The 17,456-nt window shown below is 67.0% G+C and carries 13 protein-coding genes and 1 tRNA gene; 2 read left to right on the top strand and 12 right to left on the bottom strand.

The window, feature by feature from the left end; all coding sequences use genetic code 11:
• Positions 1–66: 66 nt before the first annotated feature.
• Together gyrA and AB1634_05445 are read left to right on the top strand one after the other, a co-directional pair.
• Positions 67–2,583, top strand: coding sequence for a DNA gyrase subunit A (gene gyrA, locus AB1634_05450; protein MEW6218967.1), 2,517 nt, complete (start codon positions 67–69; stop codon positions 2,581–2,583).
• Positions 2,573–3,604, top strand: coding sequence for an NAD(P)H-dependent glycerol-3-phosphate dehydrogenase (locus AB1634_05445; protein MEW6218966.1), 1,032 nt, complete (start codon positions 2,573–2,575; stop codon positions 3,602–3,604). The genes gyrA and AB1634_05445 overlap by 11 nt, the downstream gene beginning before the upstream one ends.
• 165 nt (positions 3,605–3,769) lie before the next feature.
• Here the strand turns inward: AB1634_05445 and AB1634_05440 are convergent, their stop codons facing one another.
• The 12 genes from AB1634_05440 to AB1634_05385 form a co-directional block, all read right to left on the bottom strand.
• Positions 3,770–4,396 (bottom strand): ATP-binding protein, encoded by a 627-nt coding sequence (locus AB1634_05440; GenBank protein MEW6218965.1) that lies wholly within the window; start codon positions 4,394–4,396, stop codon positions 3,770–3,772.
• A gap of 149 nt (positions 4,397–4,545) precedes the next feature.
• Complete coding sequence (locus AB1634_05435) at positions 4,546–5,268, bottom strand: XTP/dITP diphosphatase (GenBank protein ID MEW6218964.1); 723 nt, start codon at positions 5,266–5,268, stop codon at positions 4,546–4,548.
• 56 nt (positions 5,269–5,324) lie between these two features.
• Positions 5,325–5,410 (bottom strand) — tRNA-Leu (locus AB1634_05430).
• A 9-nt stretch (positions 5,411–5,419) separates the two neighbouring features.
• On the bottom strand, positions 5,420–5,881 hold the full coding sequence (gene secG / locus AB1634_05425) for a preprotein translocase subunit SecG (protein ID MEW6218963.1): 462 nt from the start codon (positions 5,879–5,881) through the stop codon (positions 5,420–5,422).
• Between the two features lie 50 nt (positions 5,882–5,931).
• A complete protein-coding gene (gene tpiA / locus AB1634_05420; GenBank protein ID MEW6218962.1) occupies positions 5,932–6,690 on the bottom strand; it encodes a triose-phosphate isomerase in 759 nt (252 codons plus the stop codon).
• A 32-nt stretch (positions 6,691–6,722) separates the two neighbouring features.
• A complete protein-coding gene (locus AB1634_05415) occupies positions 6,723–7,913 on the bottom strand; it encodes a phosphoglycerate kinase (GenBank protein ID MEW6218961.1) in 1,191 nt (396 codons plus the stop codon).
• A gap of 9 nt (positions 7,914–7,922) precedes the next feature.
• Positions 7,923–8,414 (bottom strand): ribosomal protein S18-alanine N-acetyltransferase, encoded by a 492-nt coding sequence (rimI, locus tag AB1634_05410; protein ID MEW6218960.1) that lies wholly within the window; start codon positions 8,412–8,414, stop codon positions 7,923–7,925.
• Between the two features lie 13 nt (positions 8,415–8,427).
• A complete protein-coding gene (locus tag AB1634_05405; protein MEW6218959.1) occupies positions 8,428–9,645 on the bottom strand; it encodes a glyceraldehyde 3-phosphate dehydrogenase NAD-binding domain-containing protein in 1,218 nt (405 codons plus the stop codon).
• Between the two features lie 173 nt (positions 9,646–9,818).
• On the bottom strand, positions 9,819–14,048 hold the full coding sequence (locus AB1634_05400; GenBank protein ID MEW6218958.1) for a PEP/pyruvate-binding domain-containing protein: 4,230 nt from the start codon (positions 14,046–14,048) through the stop codon (positions 9,819–9,821).
• Between the two features lie 64 nt (positions 14,049–14,112).
• Positions 14,113–15,117, bottom strand: a complete 1,005-nt coding sequence (gap, locus tag AB1634_05395) for a type I glyceraldehyde-3-phosphate dehydrogenase (GenBank protein MEW6218957.1) — start codon at positions 15,115–15,117, stop codon at positions 14,113–14,115.
• A 155-nt stretch (positions 15,118–15,272) separates the two neighbouring features.
• Positions 15,273–16,097: a hypothetical protein gene (locus AB1634_05390; GenBank protein ID MEW6218956.1), complete on the bottom strand. Its 825-nt coding sequence runs from the start codon at positions 16,095–16,097 to the stop codon at positions 15,273–15,275.
• 88 nt (positions 16,098–16,185) lie between these two features.
• Complete coding sequence (locus AB1634_05385; protein MEW6218955.1) at positions 16,186–17,331, bottom strand: cytochrome c3 family protein; 1,146 nt, start codon at positions 17,329–17,331, stop codon at positions 16,186–16,188.
• Between the last annotated feature and the right edge of the window lie 125 nt (positions 17,332–17,456).

The following is a 17,456-nucleotide window of genomic DNA, read 5'->3' as shown; positions in this document are numbered from 1 at the left end:
AGTCGCCGCCGCTTCTTCATTCAGGCCGCAAGCCCAAGGGGCTGCCGAGCCAAGAGTCTGTTGACCATGCCCATGAACGAGACCCATCTGCCGGAGCCTGGCTCCATCGCCATCCATCGCGAGCTCCAGAAATCCTATCTGGAGTATGCCATGAGCGTCATCGTCGGCCGGGCCCTGCCCGATGTCCGGGATGGCTTGAAGCCGGTGCACCGGCGCTCCCTGTTCGCCATGCGCGAGCTGGGCAACTTCCACAACCGGCCCTATCTCAAGTCTGCCCGGGTGGTGGGCGACGTCATCGGCAAGTACCATCCCCATGGCGACGCCGCGGTCTACGACACCATCGTCCGCCTGGCCCAGGACTTCTCCATGCGCTATCCCCTGGTGGACGGCCAGGGCAACTTCGGCTCCACGGATGGCGACGCACCGGCGGCCATGCGCTACACCGAGGTGCGCATGACCCGGCTCAACACCGAGATCATCGCCGATCTGGACAAGGAGACGGTGGACTGGGGCCCCAACTACGACAACAGCCTGGTGGAGCCCCTGGTCTTCCCGTCCCGGGTGCCCAACCTGCTCCTCAACGGCTCGGCCGGCATCGCGGTCGGCATGGCCACCAACATCCCGCCCCACAACCTCACCGAGGTGATGAGCGGGATCATCGCCCTGATCGACGAGCCGACCCACACCGTGGCCCAGCTCATGGAGATCATCACCGGTCCGGACTTCCCCACCGGTGCCATGATCTGCGGCCGGGCCGGCATCCGGGAGGCCTACGAGACCGGCCGCGGCACCGTCACCATCCGCTCCCGCCACCATGTGGAGAAGAAGGGTCCGGCGGGCAGGGAGAGCATCGTCTTCACCGAGATCCCCTTCCAGCAGAACAAGGCCAAGCTGGTGGAGCGGATCGCCCTCCTGGTGAAGGAGAAGAAGATCGAGTCCATTGCCGAGGTACGGGACGAGTCGGACCGGGAAGGGACCCGGATCGTCCTCGACCTCAAGAAGGACGAGATCGCCGACGTGGTGGTGAACCAGCTCTTCGCCCATACGCCTCTGGAGCGGAGCTTCGGCATCATCTTCCTGTGTCTGGTCAACAACCGGCCGGAGATCCTCAATCTCAAGCAGATCCTGGAGCAGTTCATCGGCCACCGCAAGACGGTGGTCTACCGCCGCACCGCCTACGACCTGGCCCGGGCCGAGGAGCGGGCCCATCTTCTGGCGGGCCTCAAGATCGCCATCGACAACCTGGATGCAGTGGTGGCCCTGATCCGGGCTTCCGCCAGCCCGGCCGAGGCGAAGGCCGGTCTCATGGAAAGTTTTGCCCTTTCCGCCATCCAGGCCCAGGCCATCCTGGAGATGCGGCTGCAGCGCCTGACCGCCCTGGAGCGGGACAAGATCCTGGAAGAGCTCCGGGAGGTCCTGGCCCAGATCGCCCGCTTCCAGGAGATTCTGGCCAGTGACGCCCTGGTGATGACCATCGTCCGGCAGGAGTGCGAGGCGATCCGCAACGAGTACGGCGACCCCCGCCGGACGGAGATCCTGGAGGTCGTGGACGAGGTGCTGCCCGAGGACCTCATCATGCCCGAGGATGTGGTGGTCACTGTCTCCAACTCCGGCTACATCAAGCGCAATCCAGTGAGCCTCTACCGCTCCCAGCGCCGGGGTGGCAAGGGCCTCCTGGGCATGGGCACCCGGGAGGAGGACTATGTCCGGGATCTCTACTTCGCCTCCACCCACGACACCCTGCTCTTTTTCACCAACCTGGGCAAGGTGTTCTGGCGCCGGGTCTACGAGATCCCCCAGGCCGGCCGCACCGCCCGGGGCAAGGCCATGGTGAACCTCCTCGACCTGGTCGAGGGGGAGAAGGTGGCGGCGATCCTGCGGGTGAAGAGCTTTGTGGCCGAGCCGGACCAGGAGCCGTCGATCCTCATGGTGACCCGCAAAGGGGTGGTGAAGAAGACCGAGCTGGCGGCCTACGCCAACCCCATCCGCCGGGGGATCATCGCTCTTCGCATCCGGCCCGACGACGAGATCATCTCCGCAGCCCTCACCCAGGCCGGGGATCACATCCTGCTCATCGCCCGTTCCGGCATGTCCATCCGCTTCCGGGAGGATGACATCCGCTCCATGGGTCGGGTGGCCACCGGCGTCAAAGGCATCGATCTGGCGGAGGATGACGCGGTGGTGGGGGTGGTGGTCTTCACCGGCGAGACGTCGGTCTTGACCGTGACCGAAAAGGGCTACGGCAAGCGCTCCTCCACCGAGGAGTACCGCCTGCAGCGCCGGGGCGGCCGGGGCATCATCACCATCCGGGTCAACGAGCGCAACGGCCAGGTGGTGGGCGCCTTGTCGGTGTCCGACGACGATCAGGTGATGCTGGTCACCGACTCCGGCAAGATCATCCGCATGGGCATGGACGAGCTGCGCGTCATCGGCCGCAACACCCAGGGGGTGCGCCTCATCAACCTGGCGGCCGACGAGAAGGTGGTGGGCATGGACCGGGTGGCGGAGCGGTTTGTGGCCGACGAGGCTGGCGAGGCCGAGGAAGGGTCCGGGGACCCGGTCAGCGAGGGTGATGAAGCCTGACCACCAGACCCTGGCGGTGATCGGCGCCGGCAGCTGGGGCACGGCCCTGGCCAAGCTGCTGGCGGACAAGGGCGCCGCGGTCCGGCTCTGGGCCAGGCGACCGGCCTTGGCCCAGGCCATCGACCGGGACCGCGAGAACCGCGATTACCTGCCCGGCGCGCCGCTGCCCGGCAACCTCTTCGTCACCAGTGACCTGACCCAGGCAGTGGCCGGCGCCTGCGGGGTGGTCATGGTGGTGCCCTCCCATGGCTTCCGGCCGCAGCTGGCGGCCTTGGCCCCGTTCCTGGATCCGTCCGCACTCCTGGTCAGTGCCGTGAAAGGGGTCGAGAACGACACCCTGTGCACCATGTCCCAGGTCATGTCCCAGGTCCTGCCCGGACCCCTGGCCGGGAGAATCGCCGTTCTGGCCGGGCCGAGCTTCGCCCGGGAGGTGGCGGCCGGCCAGCCTACTGCCGTCACCGTGGCCGGCGCCAGCCTGGACATCGCCCGGGCCTGGCAGCGGCTTTTCCACACCGACCGTTTTCGGGTCTACACCTCCACCGATCTCATTGGCCTGGAGCTGGGTGGGGCGGTGAAGAACGTGGTGGCCATCGCCGCGGGCATTGCCGACGGCCTGGGCTTCGGCACCAACACCCGGGCCGCCCTCATCACCCGGGGTCTGGCCGAGATCATCCGCCTGGGCCTGGCCATGGGCGCCAATCCCCTCACCTTCTCCGGCCTGGGGGGCCTGGGCGACCTGGTCCTGACCTGCACCGGCGACCTGTCCCGCAACCGGCAGGTGGGCCTGGCGCTGGGCCAGGGCAAGGGTTTGGCCCAGATCCTCGCCGGCATGCAGATGGTGGCGGAGGGCGTGCGCACCACCCGCTCCATCTACCAGCTGGCCGCCCGCCACCGCGTCGAGATGCCCATCACCGAGCAGGTCTACCGCGTCCTCTACGAAGGCCAGAGGCCCATGACCGCCGTCCAGGAGCTCCTGGCCCGGGAGGGCAAGGACGAGTTGGCCGTAGCGGCGGTTGGCTGATACCCCCTTCGTATTGGCTTTTTTCCTATATTCAGAGGTCGGCTACGCCGCCGGCCCGACTTCGACCCACCCGATCAAGCTCGCCGGCCTCCCTTGCGGCGCTGCCGTCTGGATGGCGGGCTGTGAAGGGACGTCGTCTGCGAGCGTGCTGGAGAGTGGCGGCGATCATGGTTGCAGTGTGCGGGGTGTGGTCTTCCCGTGGATACGCACCGAAAACCAGTCCTTGTCCGGCTGAAAGTCAGCGGCCGGGTTGCCATTGTCCCGCAGCGCCTTCCGGTAGCCGAGCAGGAACCGCTCCTCGTTGAGATCAGCGAAGGTGGCCTCGGTGCAGGGCTGAGCATCGAAGGTGCGGGCCCGGGCAACCCGGCGCTCGATGAGCAGGCGCTCTTCCTGCTCGCTGGCGATGGCCTTGCGGGGACCGACTCGGATCCAGATCTGCCCCTTGAAGCGGACCGGCGGCAGGTCCGAAGGCTGGACCACCACCACCGCCACATCCCCGGATGGCAGCGACTCCCTGGTCACGGTCAGAACGGGCAAGGGCTGAATATTGCCGTCCGAGCGGAGAGCGGCCAGGTTTTGCAGGAGCTGATCGGTCACCTCGATGCCCGCCGGTACCCCCTGGTCGTTGACGCCAACAAGGAGACACCCGGGCAGGCCGTGGCCGGGAAGGTCATTGGCAAAGGCGCAGACCGCCTGCGCGAACTTGTCGGTGTCCCTGGTCGACACCAGGCGCTCAATGCGGTCCGATTCAAGATCGGACAAGAGTGCCTGAAGTTGAGTAGGGGTCAGCATCGATGGCCTGCCTCCCTCCGATCTGTCCGGGATCGAGATCGGCGGAGTGTCCGGAAACAGTGGCTCGATGGGTGCGTTTCGCCGAAAGCACGAATCCCTTCTTGTGATGGAGTCGATCCGCACGCGGGGCCCAAACGGAGCCCGCCGGTTCACACCGTGGTGGCTCCTCCCTTCTTTGCGCACGGCGGCCGCCACTCCTGCTGCGACCAGTCGTTGTCCGCGAACTCGGCGTGGTCGGGCTTGGGGGGCTTGACCTCCCGGAGGCGCTGGCTGAGCCAGGTGAGGATCTTGGCCAGCTCCTGGCGTACCTGGGCCAAGGCCTGGCCCCGGTGGCTGACCGCGTTCTTCTCCTCCAGGGTCAGCTCGGCAAAGGTCTTGCCCAACGGCGGATAGAAAAAGACCGGATCGTAGCCGAAGCCGTCTTTCCCCCGGGGGGCCAGGGTGATCTCCCCTTCGCAACGGCCTTCGTAGGTCAGGGCCGGGCCGCTGGGCACGGCGATGGAGACGACGCACTCGAAGGCGGCCCGGCGGTCGCTTTTGCCCTCCATGGCCGCGAGCAGCTTCCGGATGTTGTCGGCATCACTGGCCTGCTCGCCGGCGTAGCGGGCCGAGTAGACCCCGGGCGCGCCGTCCAGGGCTGGCACCACCAGGCCGGAGTCGTCGGCCATGGCCGGGATGCCCAGGACCTTGGCGGTGAACAGGGCCTTCTGGTACGCATTGTCATCGAAGGTGGCGCCGTCTTCCTTGGCTTCGGGGATGGGGCCGAAGTCCCGCAGGCTGCGGATCTCCACGGGAAAGCCGGCCACCAGCTCGGTCAGCTCCCGGATCTTGCCTTCGTTTCTGGTGGCCAGGGCGATGATCGCTTTGTGCATGATCCGTCTCCTCCAAAAAAGAAAGCCACCCCAGGGGTGGCTTTCCCAAGAACCGTTGGTGCCGAAGGCGAGGCTCGAACTCGCACGGGCGGCGCCCACTACCCCCTCAAGATAGCGTGTCTACCAATTCCACCACTTCGGCACAACCTGGCTATTGACCTTTGGGCGCCTCGCCAGCCGCGGGTGCGGCGGGAGGCGGTTCTGTTGCTGCAGGCGCGCTGGCGGCCGGCTCCGGTACAACCGGTGCCGGCGTCGCCTCCTGGCTGGACCGGCCCAGGGGGATCGGCGTCGGCACCGCGGCCGGTGGCGAGGTCTCCACCGGCACAGCCTGCTCAACCGCCGGCTTGGCCGGCAGGCTCAAGCCCTCCATCACCGAGCCACCGGTGGGCCGGCCGGCCAGGTAGGCCAGGGCCACCGACGTGCACATGAAGACGATGGCCGAGATGGTGGTGATGCGGTTGAGGAGCGAGGTGGGACCCTCGGTACCGAACACCGTCTGGCTGGAGCCGCCGAAGGTGGCACCGATGTCGGCGCCCTTGCCGTGCTGCAGCAGCACAATGGCGATCAGAAAGACGCAGACCACCACATGGATGATCGTGAGGATAGCTGTCATGAACGGTCCACAAAAAGAAAAGCACCCTGCGCCCTGGGCGGGGGTGACTCTTAGGCTTGGAAATGGATGATCCGCAGAAAGGACTCGACCTTCAGGGAAGCCCCGCCCACCAGAACACCGTCCAGGTCCGGCTGCGCCAGTAGCCGGTCGACGTTCTGGGGCGTGACGCTGCCACCATACACGATTCGGATATGGGCGGCAACGCCTTTCTCGAAGCGCTGCGCCAGGATGCGCCGGATGAAGGCGTGGGCCTCCTGGGCCTGCTCCTCGGTGGCGGTACGGCCGGTGCCGATGGCCCACACCGGCTCGTAGGCCACCACCAGCGCCTCAGGCGCCGGGAGGGCCACGTCCTTGAGGCCCGCCATGAGCTGCCGCTCCAGGACCGTCAGGGTCGCTCCACTCTCCCGCTCCGCCAAGGTCTCGCCGATGCAGAAGACGGGGCGAAGGCCGTGGCGCAGGGCGCCGGTCAGGCGCTGGTTGACCAGGGCATCGGTCTCGCCAAAGATGTGCCGCCGCTCGGAGTGGCCGACGAGGGCGTAGCGACAGCCCAGGTCCCGGAGCATGCGCGGCGAGATCTCGCCGGTGAAGGCCCCCTTCTCCTCCCAGGCCACGTTCTGGCCGGCCAGACCGATGGGGCTGCCGGCTACGGCCTGGCCGACGGCAGCCAGGGCGGTGGCGGGCGGCGCCACCACCACTTCCCGGCCGGCCACCTCTCCCAGGCCGGCGGCCAGGGCCGCGGCGAGGGCGGTGGCCTCGGCTAGGGTGCCGTGCATCTTCCAGTTGCCGGCGATAAAGGCCGTGGGTGCCATGGCGCTCTCCTGAGCTGGGGTCGAGGAAGGGATCAGCGGTCCTGGAGCGCGTCCAGGGCAGCCACCCCGGGCAGGGTTTTGCCCTCCATGAGCATCAGGAAGGCGCCGCCGCCGGTGGAGATGTACGAGATGTTGGCGGATTCGCCGGCCCGGTGCACGGCGACATCGGTGTCGCCGCCGCCGACGATGGTCAGGGCGTAAGAGTTGGCGACGTTGCGCACCATGGCCATGGTGCCCCGGGAGAAGGCATCCATCTCGAAGGCGCCCATGGGGCCGTTCCAGATGATGGTCTTGGCGTTCTCCAGGGCCTCGCTGAACAGGATGGTGGTGGCCGGGCCGATATCCAGGATCATCCAGTCCGGTGGCACCTCCTGCACCGGTACCCGCTTGCTTTCCGCCTTGGGATCGAAGCGGTCGGCGACGATGCAGTCCACGGGCAGGTAGAGGTGCACCCCCCGCTCCCGGGCCTTGGCCACCAGCTGGCGAGCGGTGTCCAGGAGATCGTTTTCCACCTTGGAGGCGCCGACGTCGATGCCCTGGCTCTTCAGGAAGGTGTTGGCCATGGCGCCGCCGACGATCATCTTGTCCACCTTGTCCAGCAGGTTGGTCAGGGCCCCCAGCTTGCTGGAGACCTTGGCGCCACCGATGATGGCCACCAAAGGCCGCATGGGGTCGCTCACCGAGCGGTGGAAATAGTCCATCTCCCGCTGCAGCAGGAAGCCGGCAGCCGCCACCGGCACGTGCCGGGTCACCCCGACCACCGAGGCGTGGGCCCGGTGGGCGACGGCAAAGGCATCATTGACATAGACATCCGCCAGACTGGCCAGCTGCCGGGAAAAGGCGTCGTCGTTGGCCTGCTCCTCGGCGTGGAAGCGCAGGTTTTCCAGCAGCAGGAGGTCGCCGGGCTGCATTTTGGCCACCAGCGCCTCCACCTCCGGCCCGATGCAGTCCGGGGCCAGGGGCACCTCCTTGGCCAGCAGACGGCCGAGGCGCTTGGCCACCGGCTCGAGGGAGAGGGTGGCCAGCCGCTGGCCCTTGGGCCGCCCCATGTGCGAGCAGATGATCACCCGGGCATGCTCGTCCAGGAGGTGGTTGATGGTGGGCAAGACGCTGCGGATCCGGGTGTCGTCGGTGATGTTGCCCTGATCATCCATGGGCACGTTGAAGTCGACCCGGATAAGGACCTTCTTACCCCTGATATCGATGTCGCGGATGTTCTTCATGGTTGTCCTTCATGACGGTTGGAGGGCGAGCGGCCCAGCGCTTGGCCGCACCCGGGTCAGGATCAGGGCCGGCTCGTCCGGCTGCTGGTAGTAGTGGCTCCGGCGGCCGACCGGCTGGAAGCCGGCCTGGGCATACAGGTGGCGGGCCACGGTGTTGGAGGGCCGCACCTCCAAAAACAGGCGGCCGGCTCCCTCCTGCTCCAGGGCCGCGCAGGCGTGCCGGACCAGGCGGGTGCCAATGCCCTGGCCCCGGTGGGCGGGCAGGACCGCCAGCCGCAGCACCTCGGCCTCATCAACGACCAGCCGCAGGCCGATGTAGCCGGTGGCCGGTTGGCCGGTGCCAGGGCGGAAGACGAAGAAGCGGCTCTGGGGGATCTCCCACTCGGCGGCCAGCTGCGCCGGGCTCCAGTGATCCCGCCCGCAGGATGCCTCAAGGGCGGCGATGGCGTCAAGGTCCGAATGCTGTGCGGCCTGCACCGCACCGCAGGCAAGAACAGGCATGGCCTCTGGCGGGTCAGATCATCTTGTCGGCAACGGCCACGGTCAGATCCCCCAGCATGTTGGAGTAGCTGCCCAGCTCGTTGTCATACCAGCCGTAGATCACGGCCTGGGTGACCGGGATGTTGAGAAAGGCCGCCGAGCCTTCGCTGATGGAGCAGCCGGGGATGTTCTTGAGGCTCACCCGGATGTGGGCGGTGCGGGTATGGGTCTCGGTGCCCTCGATGATGGTGGCCGCCTCCGGGGTGCCGATGATGTCGCCAGAGACGTTTTGCTCCTCGCTGTATGCCAGGTAGCGGCTGCGGGCCGCGTAGGCCTGGTAGATGCCGTTGATCAGGTTGCGCTTGACCGGGCTTGCCTCCTCGTCCTGGAGGTTGATCACCAGGACAATCAGGGAGCCGGTGCTGGTGGGGATGCGCACCGACTCGGCGATGAAGCCGATGTTCTTCATCTCGGGGATCACCAGGCCCAGGGCCTTGGCAGCGCCAGTGGTGGTGAGGATGATGTTGTTGAGGATGCTGCGGTTCTTGCGCAGGTCCTTGGCGCCGGCATTGGGCAGCCGGTCCAGGACCTGCTGGGAGCCGGTGGCGGCATGGACCGTGACCATGGAGGCGCTCAGGACCCGGTCGGCACCGAAATGCTCCAGGAGCGGCTTCACCATGTAAGACAGGCAGGTGGTGGTGCAGGAGGCGGCCGAGACCAGGTGATGGCGAGCCGGCTGGTAGTCGTCGAAGTTGATGCCCATGACCGTGGTCACGGCGTCATCGGGCATGGCCATGCCCTGGGCCTTGATCTTGAACGGCGCCGACAGGATGACCTTTTCGGCGCCCGCCGTCAGGTGGCCCCGCAGGCTACCCTTGGGGTCCTCGGCCGCCCCGGTGGGGTCGGTGAAGGCGCCGGTGGTGTCCACCACCAGGCGGGTGCCCTGATCCTTCCACGCAATGCCGGCCGGGTTGCGGGATTCCCGCAGGATGGTCACCGGCACCCCGTCCACCAGCATGAAGCCCTTGGCCTCGTCCAGGCCCTCGATGACCCGGCCGGCGCGGTGCCCGTGGAGATACTGGCCCAGCCGCCCGTAAGTGCTGTCCTTTTCGAGGTAGCTGGCCACGTGCTCCAGGCCCTGGCCGGCGGCACGGCCGATGTTGATGGTGAGGCCGGAGAAATGCTTGCGGGAGACGTGGTGCCAGACCGTGAGCTTGCCGATTCGCCCCAGGCCGTTGATGCCGAGCTTCATCGCGTGCGGACCTCCAGAAAGGATGGAAGGGGGTGCAGGATCGGCTGGCGGTCCGGCCGCCAGCATGAGGTCATCGATGAGAACCCGGAACTATACCGGCCTGGCGGGTCGTTGTCCAGTGTTTCCCCGGCCGGCGGTCGGGCGACCACCGGGAGCCGGCGGGCCGGACTGGCCTAGACCGGCACGATGTGGACCTCCTTTTTCACCTCGTGGCAGCCGCGCAGGAAGAGACCCCGGCGGCCGTCGATGCTCACCTCGTCGCCGAAGCGCACGGTGTGGCCGTTGATCTCGCACAGGTTGAGGCTCTCCATGACCTTGAGGGAGTTGACCCCGACGACGCAGGTCTTGTCCAGGCGGGAGGCCACCACCGAGGCGTGGGAGGTCTGGCCGCCCCGGGCGGTGAGCAGGCCGTCCGCCATGGCGATGACCTTGACGTCCTCGGGCACGGTATCCTTGCGGATGAGGATGAGGGGGGTGCTCGCATCCTGGCGCCGGAGGGCCTGGATGTTGGCGGCGGAAAAGACCGCCCGGCCGGACAGCGCGCCGCCGCTCACCCCGAGGCCTTTGCCCAGAAGGCTGCCGGCCAAGGCCGGCGTCTCCACGAAGACATCGAAGCTCTCCTTCTTGATGGTGATCATGTCCCGGGTCTGGAGGATGAACAGGTCGTCCGCGCTCGGCCCCTCGAAGGTGAACTCGATCTCCTGGGCGCCCCAGCGCTTCTCGTAGACCAGCTCCCGGCTGAGCGACAGCAGGGCCTGGTAGATCTCCGGGAAGCGGGCCTCCAGGGACTGGGCCGGGTCCCGGCCGTCGATCTCGGTCTGCTCAATGGAGATGGGATCAGTGGCCACCAGGCCCGAGACGATGTCCTCCCCGTGGTCACCGGCGGCGTAGTCCCCCCACAGGGCGACCCGGCTGACCTTGCGGTAGGGATGGGCGGTGAACAGCACCCCGGCCCCGGAGTCCGGGGTCCGGTTGCCGTAGACCATCGCCTGGATGATCACCGCCGTGCCCCAGGCATCGGAGACGTCCATGAGATGGCGGTACTCCACGGTCTTCTTGGCGCTCCAGGAATTGAGCACCATGTCGATGGCGGCTACCAGCTGCAGCCAGGGGTCGTCCGGGATGCCGAGGCCGATGGCCCGCACCGCCTTCTGGTACTCCAGGGCCAGCTCCCGCATCTGGGCCGGCGAGAACTCCCTTTTCAGCCGCACCCGGTGCCGGGTCTTGGCATCGTCCATGAGGGCCTGGAAGGTGTCCCGGCCCAGGCCGTGGGTCATGGCCCAGGACTGCAGGAAGCGGCGGTAGTTGTCCCAGGCGAAGAAGGCCTCCCCGGACGCCTCGGCGAACTCCTCCACCAGGTCCTGGTTGGTGCCCACGAAATGGATGGTGCCCATCATGCCGGGCATGGAGATGGCGGCACCGGAGCGCACCGAGAGCAGCAGAGGGTTTTCCGGGTCGCCGTAGGTCCGGCCGGTCGCCCGCTCCAGCTCGCTGATCCCGTGGCGGATCTGACCCATCAGCTCATCCCGGGCCTGGAAGAACTCGCCGATCACCGGCCGGCAGCGGAAGACCTCGGTGGTGATGATGAAGCCCGGGGGCACCGGCTTGCCGGCGTCGGCCAGGATCGACAGGTTGAAGCCCTTGTTGCCGAGGTGGATGAGGTCGTCGGTGCGGGGGTTCTTGTGGTGGAGGTGGCTGATGGCCTTCTCCGGGTCATAGGTCATGAGCAGATCGAGCATGCGCTCGTCCAAGACCTCCTTCTGGCTCTCCAGGGTCTGGTAGATGCGGGTGATGAAGTTGTCCAGATGCTGGAGACCGAAGGTGCCGGCAATGAGGTCCCGGAGGAAGAACTCGGACAGCCGGTGCAAATTGCCGGCCGGATCGTCGTCGGCCCACAGGCCGTGCAGCTTGGGCAGCAGGGTGTCGGCGGAGAGCTGCGGCACGATGATGGACAGGTTGTTGCGGTGGATATTGGTGTAGTAGGCGTAGATGACATCCTTCACCCCTTCCGACAGGCCCCGGAAGATGTCCAGATACTGGGTGTAGGAAAAGCGCTTGATGCCCAGGGAGTTCTCCAGGAGCGACAGCTGGGTCTCCAGACGACGGCTCGTGATGCCGTCGATGCGCAAGCTCCGGAAGTAGATCTTGATGCAGGTGATGATCCGGCTGAAGGTGGCCCGGGTAATGAAAGACAAATTGACCGTGGCTGGCAGCCGTTCGAGGTAGACGTTGGCCAGGTTCTCCAGCCGGAAGGTGAGCCCCAGGGCATCGAACTTGCGCTCCCGGTAACGGCCGTATACCGAGGGGATGTCGGCCGCGATGTGGCGCTTGTGGTAGATGTCCTCCGTGGCCTCGAAATGCTGCGGCGCAAGGATGATCTCTTTGAGGCGCTCCAGCCGCTCCAGGAGGGCCTCCAGGCAGGTGAAGGTGTCGCAGATCTCGAGATCGGCCAGAAGCTCCTGCATCTCGGGGAAGTCGCCGGCCGCCGCCTGCTGGAGCTGGTAGCGCAGCTCCTGGAAGCCCAGGTTGTACTTCTGGTTGAGGAGCTTGAACATCCGCAGCAAAAGCCGGAAGCGCCGGACCTCGTTGACCGGCAGATCGGTCTGGCCGGCCAGAAAGGCCTCCAGACGGTGGTCGTCCCAGGTCAGGAGGTCGTCCACGCCGCTGATATGGGGCAGGGAAAAGACCCGCTCGGTCAGGGCGGCGACCCCGTCCACGTAGGGGCCGGACGGCTCCACCCCGGCCAGCACCTCCAACGGCAGATACGGTGCCAGCACCTGCCGGTCCCGGGTCTGCCAGAAGCGGAAGATGGCCCGCACGAAGTCGGCGATGAGATTCGAGCTTTCCACGTGGCTCTGCTTGCGCAGGAAGTGGATGAGGATGTCCTTGCGCTGGTGGATCTCATCGATCTCGGTGGACACATCCCGCAACAGGCCCTCGGCGCCGATTTCGTTGAAGAACACCGGCAGCTGCTTGGCGAACTGCTTCACCAGGTTGTAGACCGGCTCGATGGGATGGTTGAGGAGCCGGGTGACGTCCCGCTGGAAGAGATCGGTATCCTTGATGCAGGTGCCGGCCAGGCGCAGGTTGATGACCAGGGCGGAGAGCACGGTGGAGCACCATTTGGGCTCCTGCATGATGAGGCTGAGCCAGACCCGGATGTTGGCCAGATGGGCCGGGTTGGCCAGGGGCTGCCAGTCCCGGTCGACGCCGGAGACGTTGGGGTACTGGAAGCCGAAGCGGGCCGCCTCCCACAGGAAGGCCTCCACCAGCCGGCTGTTGCCCCGGCGGAAGACCTCGGTGCCCAGGACCTGGATGCACTGGAGCGAGGTGTGGGGGTAGTTCCGGACATTAGCCTTCAGGAGCTCGAAGGTGCGGATCAGGAAGGCCTTGATGTCGTCGAAGCTCTGTTGGCGGATGAGCTGGACCAGGGAGCGGTTGATCTCCCGCAGGGTCTCCTCGTGGATGAGGGCGAGCCCCCGGGTCTCCATGATCCGGAACAGAAAGAGGAGCTTGCGGTTCTCGGCAAAGCGGTCGCTGGCCTCCGGCACCGTCAGCCGGTCCGGCACCTCCTTGTAGAGCCGCACCAGGTCCATGTGGAAGGGCAGCTCCAGGAGGGCGGTCAGACGGCGGGAGGCGTCTGGCTCGGCGGCCAGGGTCTCGACCCGTGCCAGATGGCCACGGAGCTCCTGGTGGGAGATGGCGGCAAAAAGCCGGCCGGCCTCCCAGCCGGAGCACAGCTCGCCGCACTCGGCCAGGAACCAGGGCAGGGGGTCCTCCTCGGACAGCCAATAGCCGTAGGTTTCCCGCAAGACCCGGGTGATGAGGGCGGCCAGGGGCGCGAGAGCGAAGCCGGGGGCCTGGCTGCCCGCGGCCACCAGCCGGCTGCCCAGGCGTTTCACCGGATGGTGGCCCTGGACCACGAAGCGCAGCACCCCGGGCGGCCAGGCGGCCAGGCTCAGAAAGGCGCGGTTGAGGGGGCCGGCGTAGGCGGTGAGCTGGCTGGCCGGCAGCTCGGAAAGAAGCTTCTCCAGGTAGGCCAGGAAGGACTCCACCGCCTGGCCCTGGAGGGATTCGCTCTTGGCGGTCTCCTCCACGGCCTGGAAGAACAACGACACGAAGCGGTCGCAGGCCGCGGCGCCCCGGGGGTCGGCCAGGTAGTGACCCAGCTGTTTGAGGGCAAAGGCCCGCAGCTCCGGCATGAGGAGCCGCCAGTTGCGGAACGGGTGCGCCAGCTCGTAGAGCAGGTGGTCCAGGGCCTTCTGGATGCCGCGGAAGGGGGCGACGATCTCCCGGAGCACCAGGAGCTCCGGGTCGATGGTCACCCCGGTGACGGCGGTCTCGAGAAGGTTGGCCCGGAGGGCGTCGGAGTCGATCTCAGGGGCAGCAGGCTCGGGTCGCATGGCAGAATGAAGGCCGGCCCGACCGCCCACAACGGCGGTCGGGCCGGCAGAAGGGGCGTCGAGCTCACACCACCCTGGCGCGGTCCATATGCAAGATGAGGTCAAGAACCCGGTTGGAGTAGCCCCATTCGTTGTCGTACCAGGCCATCACCTTGACCAGGGTGCCCAGGACCTTGGTGGAGTCGGCGTCCACCACCGACGAGTGGGGGTCGCCCTGGAAATCGATGGAGACCAGAGGCTTCTCGGAGAAGCCCAGGTAGCGGTTGGCCGCGGCCTTCAGGGCGCCGTTGACCTCCGGCACCGTGGTCTCCTTTTCCACCTCCATGACCGCATCCACCAGGGAGACGTTGGGGGTGGGCACCCGCACCGCCAGGCCGTCGAACCTGCCCTTGAGCTCGGGAATGACCAGGGAGACGGCGGCGGCGGCACCGGTCTTGGTGGGGATCATGGACAGGGCCGCGGCCCGGGCCCGGCGCAGATCCTTGTGCGGGAAGTCCAGGATGCGCTGGTCGTTGGTGTAGGCATGCACGGTGGTCATGAGCCCGCGCCGGATGCCGAAGTTGTCCAGGATCACCCGGGCGAGGGGTGCCAGGCAGTTGGTGGTGCACGAGGCGTTGGAGACGATGTGGTGGCTTACCGGGTCATACTCGTCCTCGTTGACCCCCATCACGATGGTCTTGACCTCGCCCTTGGCCGGAGCGCTGATCACGACCTTTCTGGCCCCGGCCTCCAGGTGGGCCTTGGCGGTGGCGGCATCGGTGAAGCGGCCGGTGGCCTCCACCACGTACTCGACGCCCAGGCTCCCCCAGGGGATGGCAGCCGGCTCCTTCTGGTTGGAGACCGCGATGTGACGGCCGTCCACCACCAGGCCCCGGTCGTCGCTCTCCACCGTCCGCCGGAAGATGCCCATCACCGAGTCGTATTGGAGCAGATGGGCCAGGGTGGCGTTGTCGGTGAGGTCGTTGATGGCCACCACCTCGCAACCGCTGAAGGCCTGGTCGGTGTCGATGGCCCGCAGGATGTTGCGGCCGATGCGGCCGAAGCCGTTGATGCCGATCCGGATGGTCATGATGCTCTCCCTCCTGGAGATTCCAAAGGATAGAATGGCTCAGAGCGCGGCAGGCCCCACCGGACCGGTGGCGGCCGCCGCCGGCAGCCCTTGTATCGTAGCCCAGAATGCGGCGGTTTGTTAAGCGCTGGCGACAACCAGGCAGGCTGGCGGGATCAGGGGGCAGGGATCGCCGGCTGCACCAGGGAGCCCAGCTCGAACAGCCGGCGCCGGGCTTCCTCGCACTCCGGGGCTGCGGCCAGCGCTCCCCGGTACCAGCCGAGGGCCTCCTCGTACCAGTGGCCGCGGCGGTAGCTGTCGGCGGCGATGAGATAGGCCTGTTCGATGCCCGCCGGGAACAGGTCGGCCAGGATGGCAGTCAGGGACTCCCCCCAGAGCGCTTCCACGGCCTCGCGGTTTTCGAGCAGGAAGCGGATCACCAGCGGGTTGTCGGCCAGGGAGGGCAGCAGGGCGCGCAAGAGGTAGGAGGCGCGGCCGAAGAGTCGGCCCAGGAGGTCCATCTGCTGGTCAAGCTCCAGGCCGGTGCGGTGCAAGAGCTCCCGGCACTCCACCGGCGACAGCAGGCCGGCGGCCGAGGCCACCAGGGCGTCCATCTTCGGGCCGTACACCTCCACCATATAGAGGTTCTCCTTGAGCTTCATGGCCTCGTGAAAGATGCTGCCCAGGAGCCAGTCCAGCAGGCTGGCCGGGCTGTCCGCCTCCGCCCCCGGCTGCCGCCACAGCTGGTGGCCCAGATCCTTGAGCACCCACAACGGGCCCTTGCGTCCCTCACGGCCGACCCAGGCCGCCAGCTCGGCAAAGGCCAGCGCACCATCGGTCCGGAAGACTTGGTAAAGGCGATCGAAGCGCCCCTTGGCGCGGACAAAGCCCTGAACCAGATTGCGGACGAAGAAATGGTGGCGCTCCCGAAGCCAGGGATTGGCCGGGGCGGCAACGGCATGCGCAGGCGAGATCGGGTAAAGAGGAAGAGATGGGCTCATGAAGCACCTTGAGCCGGAAAGCGGAGGCTTTCCGGCTCAAGGCAATGTAACCGCGCGCGGGGCCGATGTCAAAGCGGCTGGTGCCGGTCTAGTTCTTGGTGGTGTGGCATCTGAAGCAGCCGTGGGTTCTGCCGCTGTCGATGGCCATGTCGCTGTATTCCCAGCGCAGCATGTCCTTATGGGGGCTGGCATGGGCGCGGTGGCACGACAGACACATCACCTTGTCCTCGCCCGGGGTGACGGCCTGGGACGGTCCGGCGGCCGAGCTCAAGGTAGTGTGGTCCTTGCGCGCCACCGGGACAGCAGGATCGTAGGTCGTGTAGCCAGCGTATTCACCGTCGGCACGCAGGGTCACCCCCGCCGGGTGGCGCAGCCAGGGGCTGGTCGTACCGTTGGGCGAGCCGCCCGCTGGCCAGGAGTGGAAGTCGATGTGGCAGCCGGAGCAGAAGTCGCTGATGCCCTCGGGCCTGCCGCCATAAGCGCCGGGCGCAAAGGGCTTCGGGTTGTCCTGGTATTCGTTGTGGCTGGCGGCCGCGGGCGCGAATTCCCAGTCCGGGTCCTCGATGCCAGCGACCCCGGGGTTGTTGTGGGGCGGGATGTCCCAGAAATTGGCGCCGGCCTTGTTGAGAAACCGGTAGCCGCCGCCGGATTCGTCCACGTACTTGGCGCCGCCGGCCAGGACCAGCTGGCGGTCATTGGCGTGATGGGCCGGGTTGTGGCAGCCGATGCAGCCGTTGCCGATGACCGGGTTGAACAGCGGCGTGGGTCCGGGGCCGTAACGGATGGAGGCGAGGGAGAAGTGGCAGCCCTCGAAGCCGCAGCCGTAAACGGTGTTGCCCGGCGCCTGGGTCAGATGCGAATCTTCGCTGCGCACGTTGTGGCCGAACTCATCGCCCCGGTTTTCCACGTAGAAGAAGTTGCCCGCCGCCAGAGGGTGCGACGGCTCCACCGTGTTGTAGACGATGGGAATGCGGGTGCTGCCCACGTTCACGATGGTGTCGGTTCCGGCCGAGGAATGGCAGCCGATGCAGGCGTTGACGAGCAGGTTCACCACCTGGTAGTTGTCCACATCGCCGGGATCGAAGGCCACATCCCCGCGGTCGCTGACCGGCTGCGCGTTCTGGGAATTGTGCATGGTGTGGCAGTTGCTGCACACCCCGGACACCTGGGCTTGCGCCGGACCACACAGCAGCCACACCGCCCCGGCGATGGCCAACGCGCTTTTCCTCTTCATACCTGCCACCTCGCACGGTCACCCCACCACGGAATGCCTTGGCCCATGACACCTGCCGGCGTGGCCGGCAAAAGGAGATGCGCAAAAACCTGTCAACGGGGATTGACACAAGGCACCATTTTTGT

It is taken from the genome of Thermodesulfobacteriota bacterium, from assembly GCA_040755095.1.
In the GTDB taxonomy this organism is placed as follows: Bacteria; Desulfobacterota; Desulfobulbia; order Desulfobulbales; family JBFMBH01; genus JBFMBH01.
This window is presented reverse-complemented; position numbering and strand designations above follow the sequence as displayed.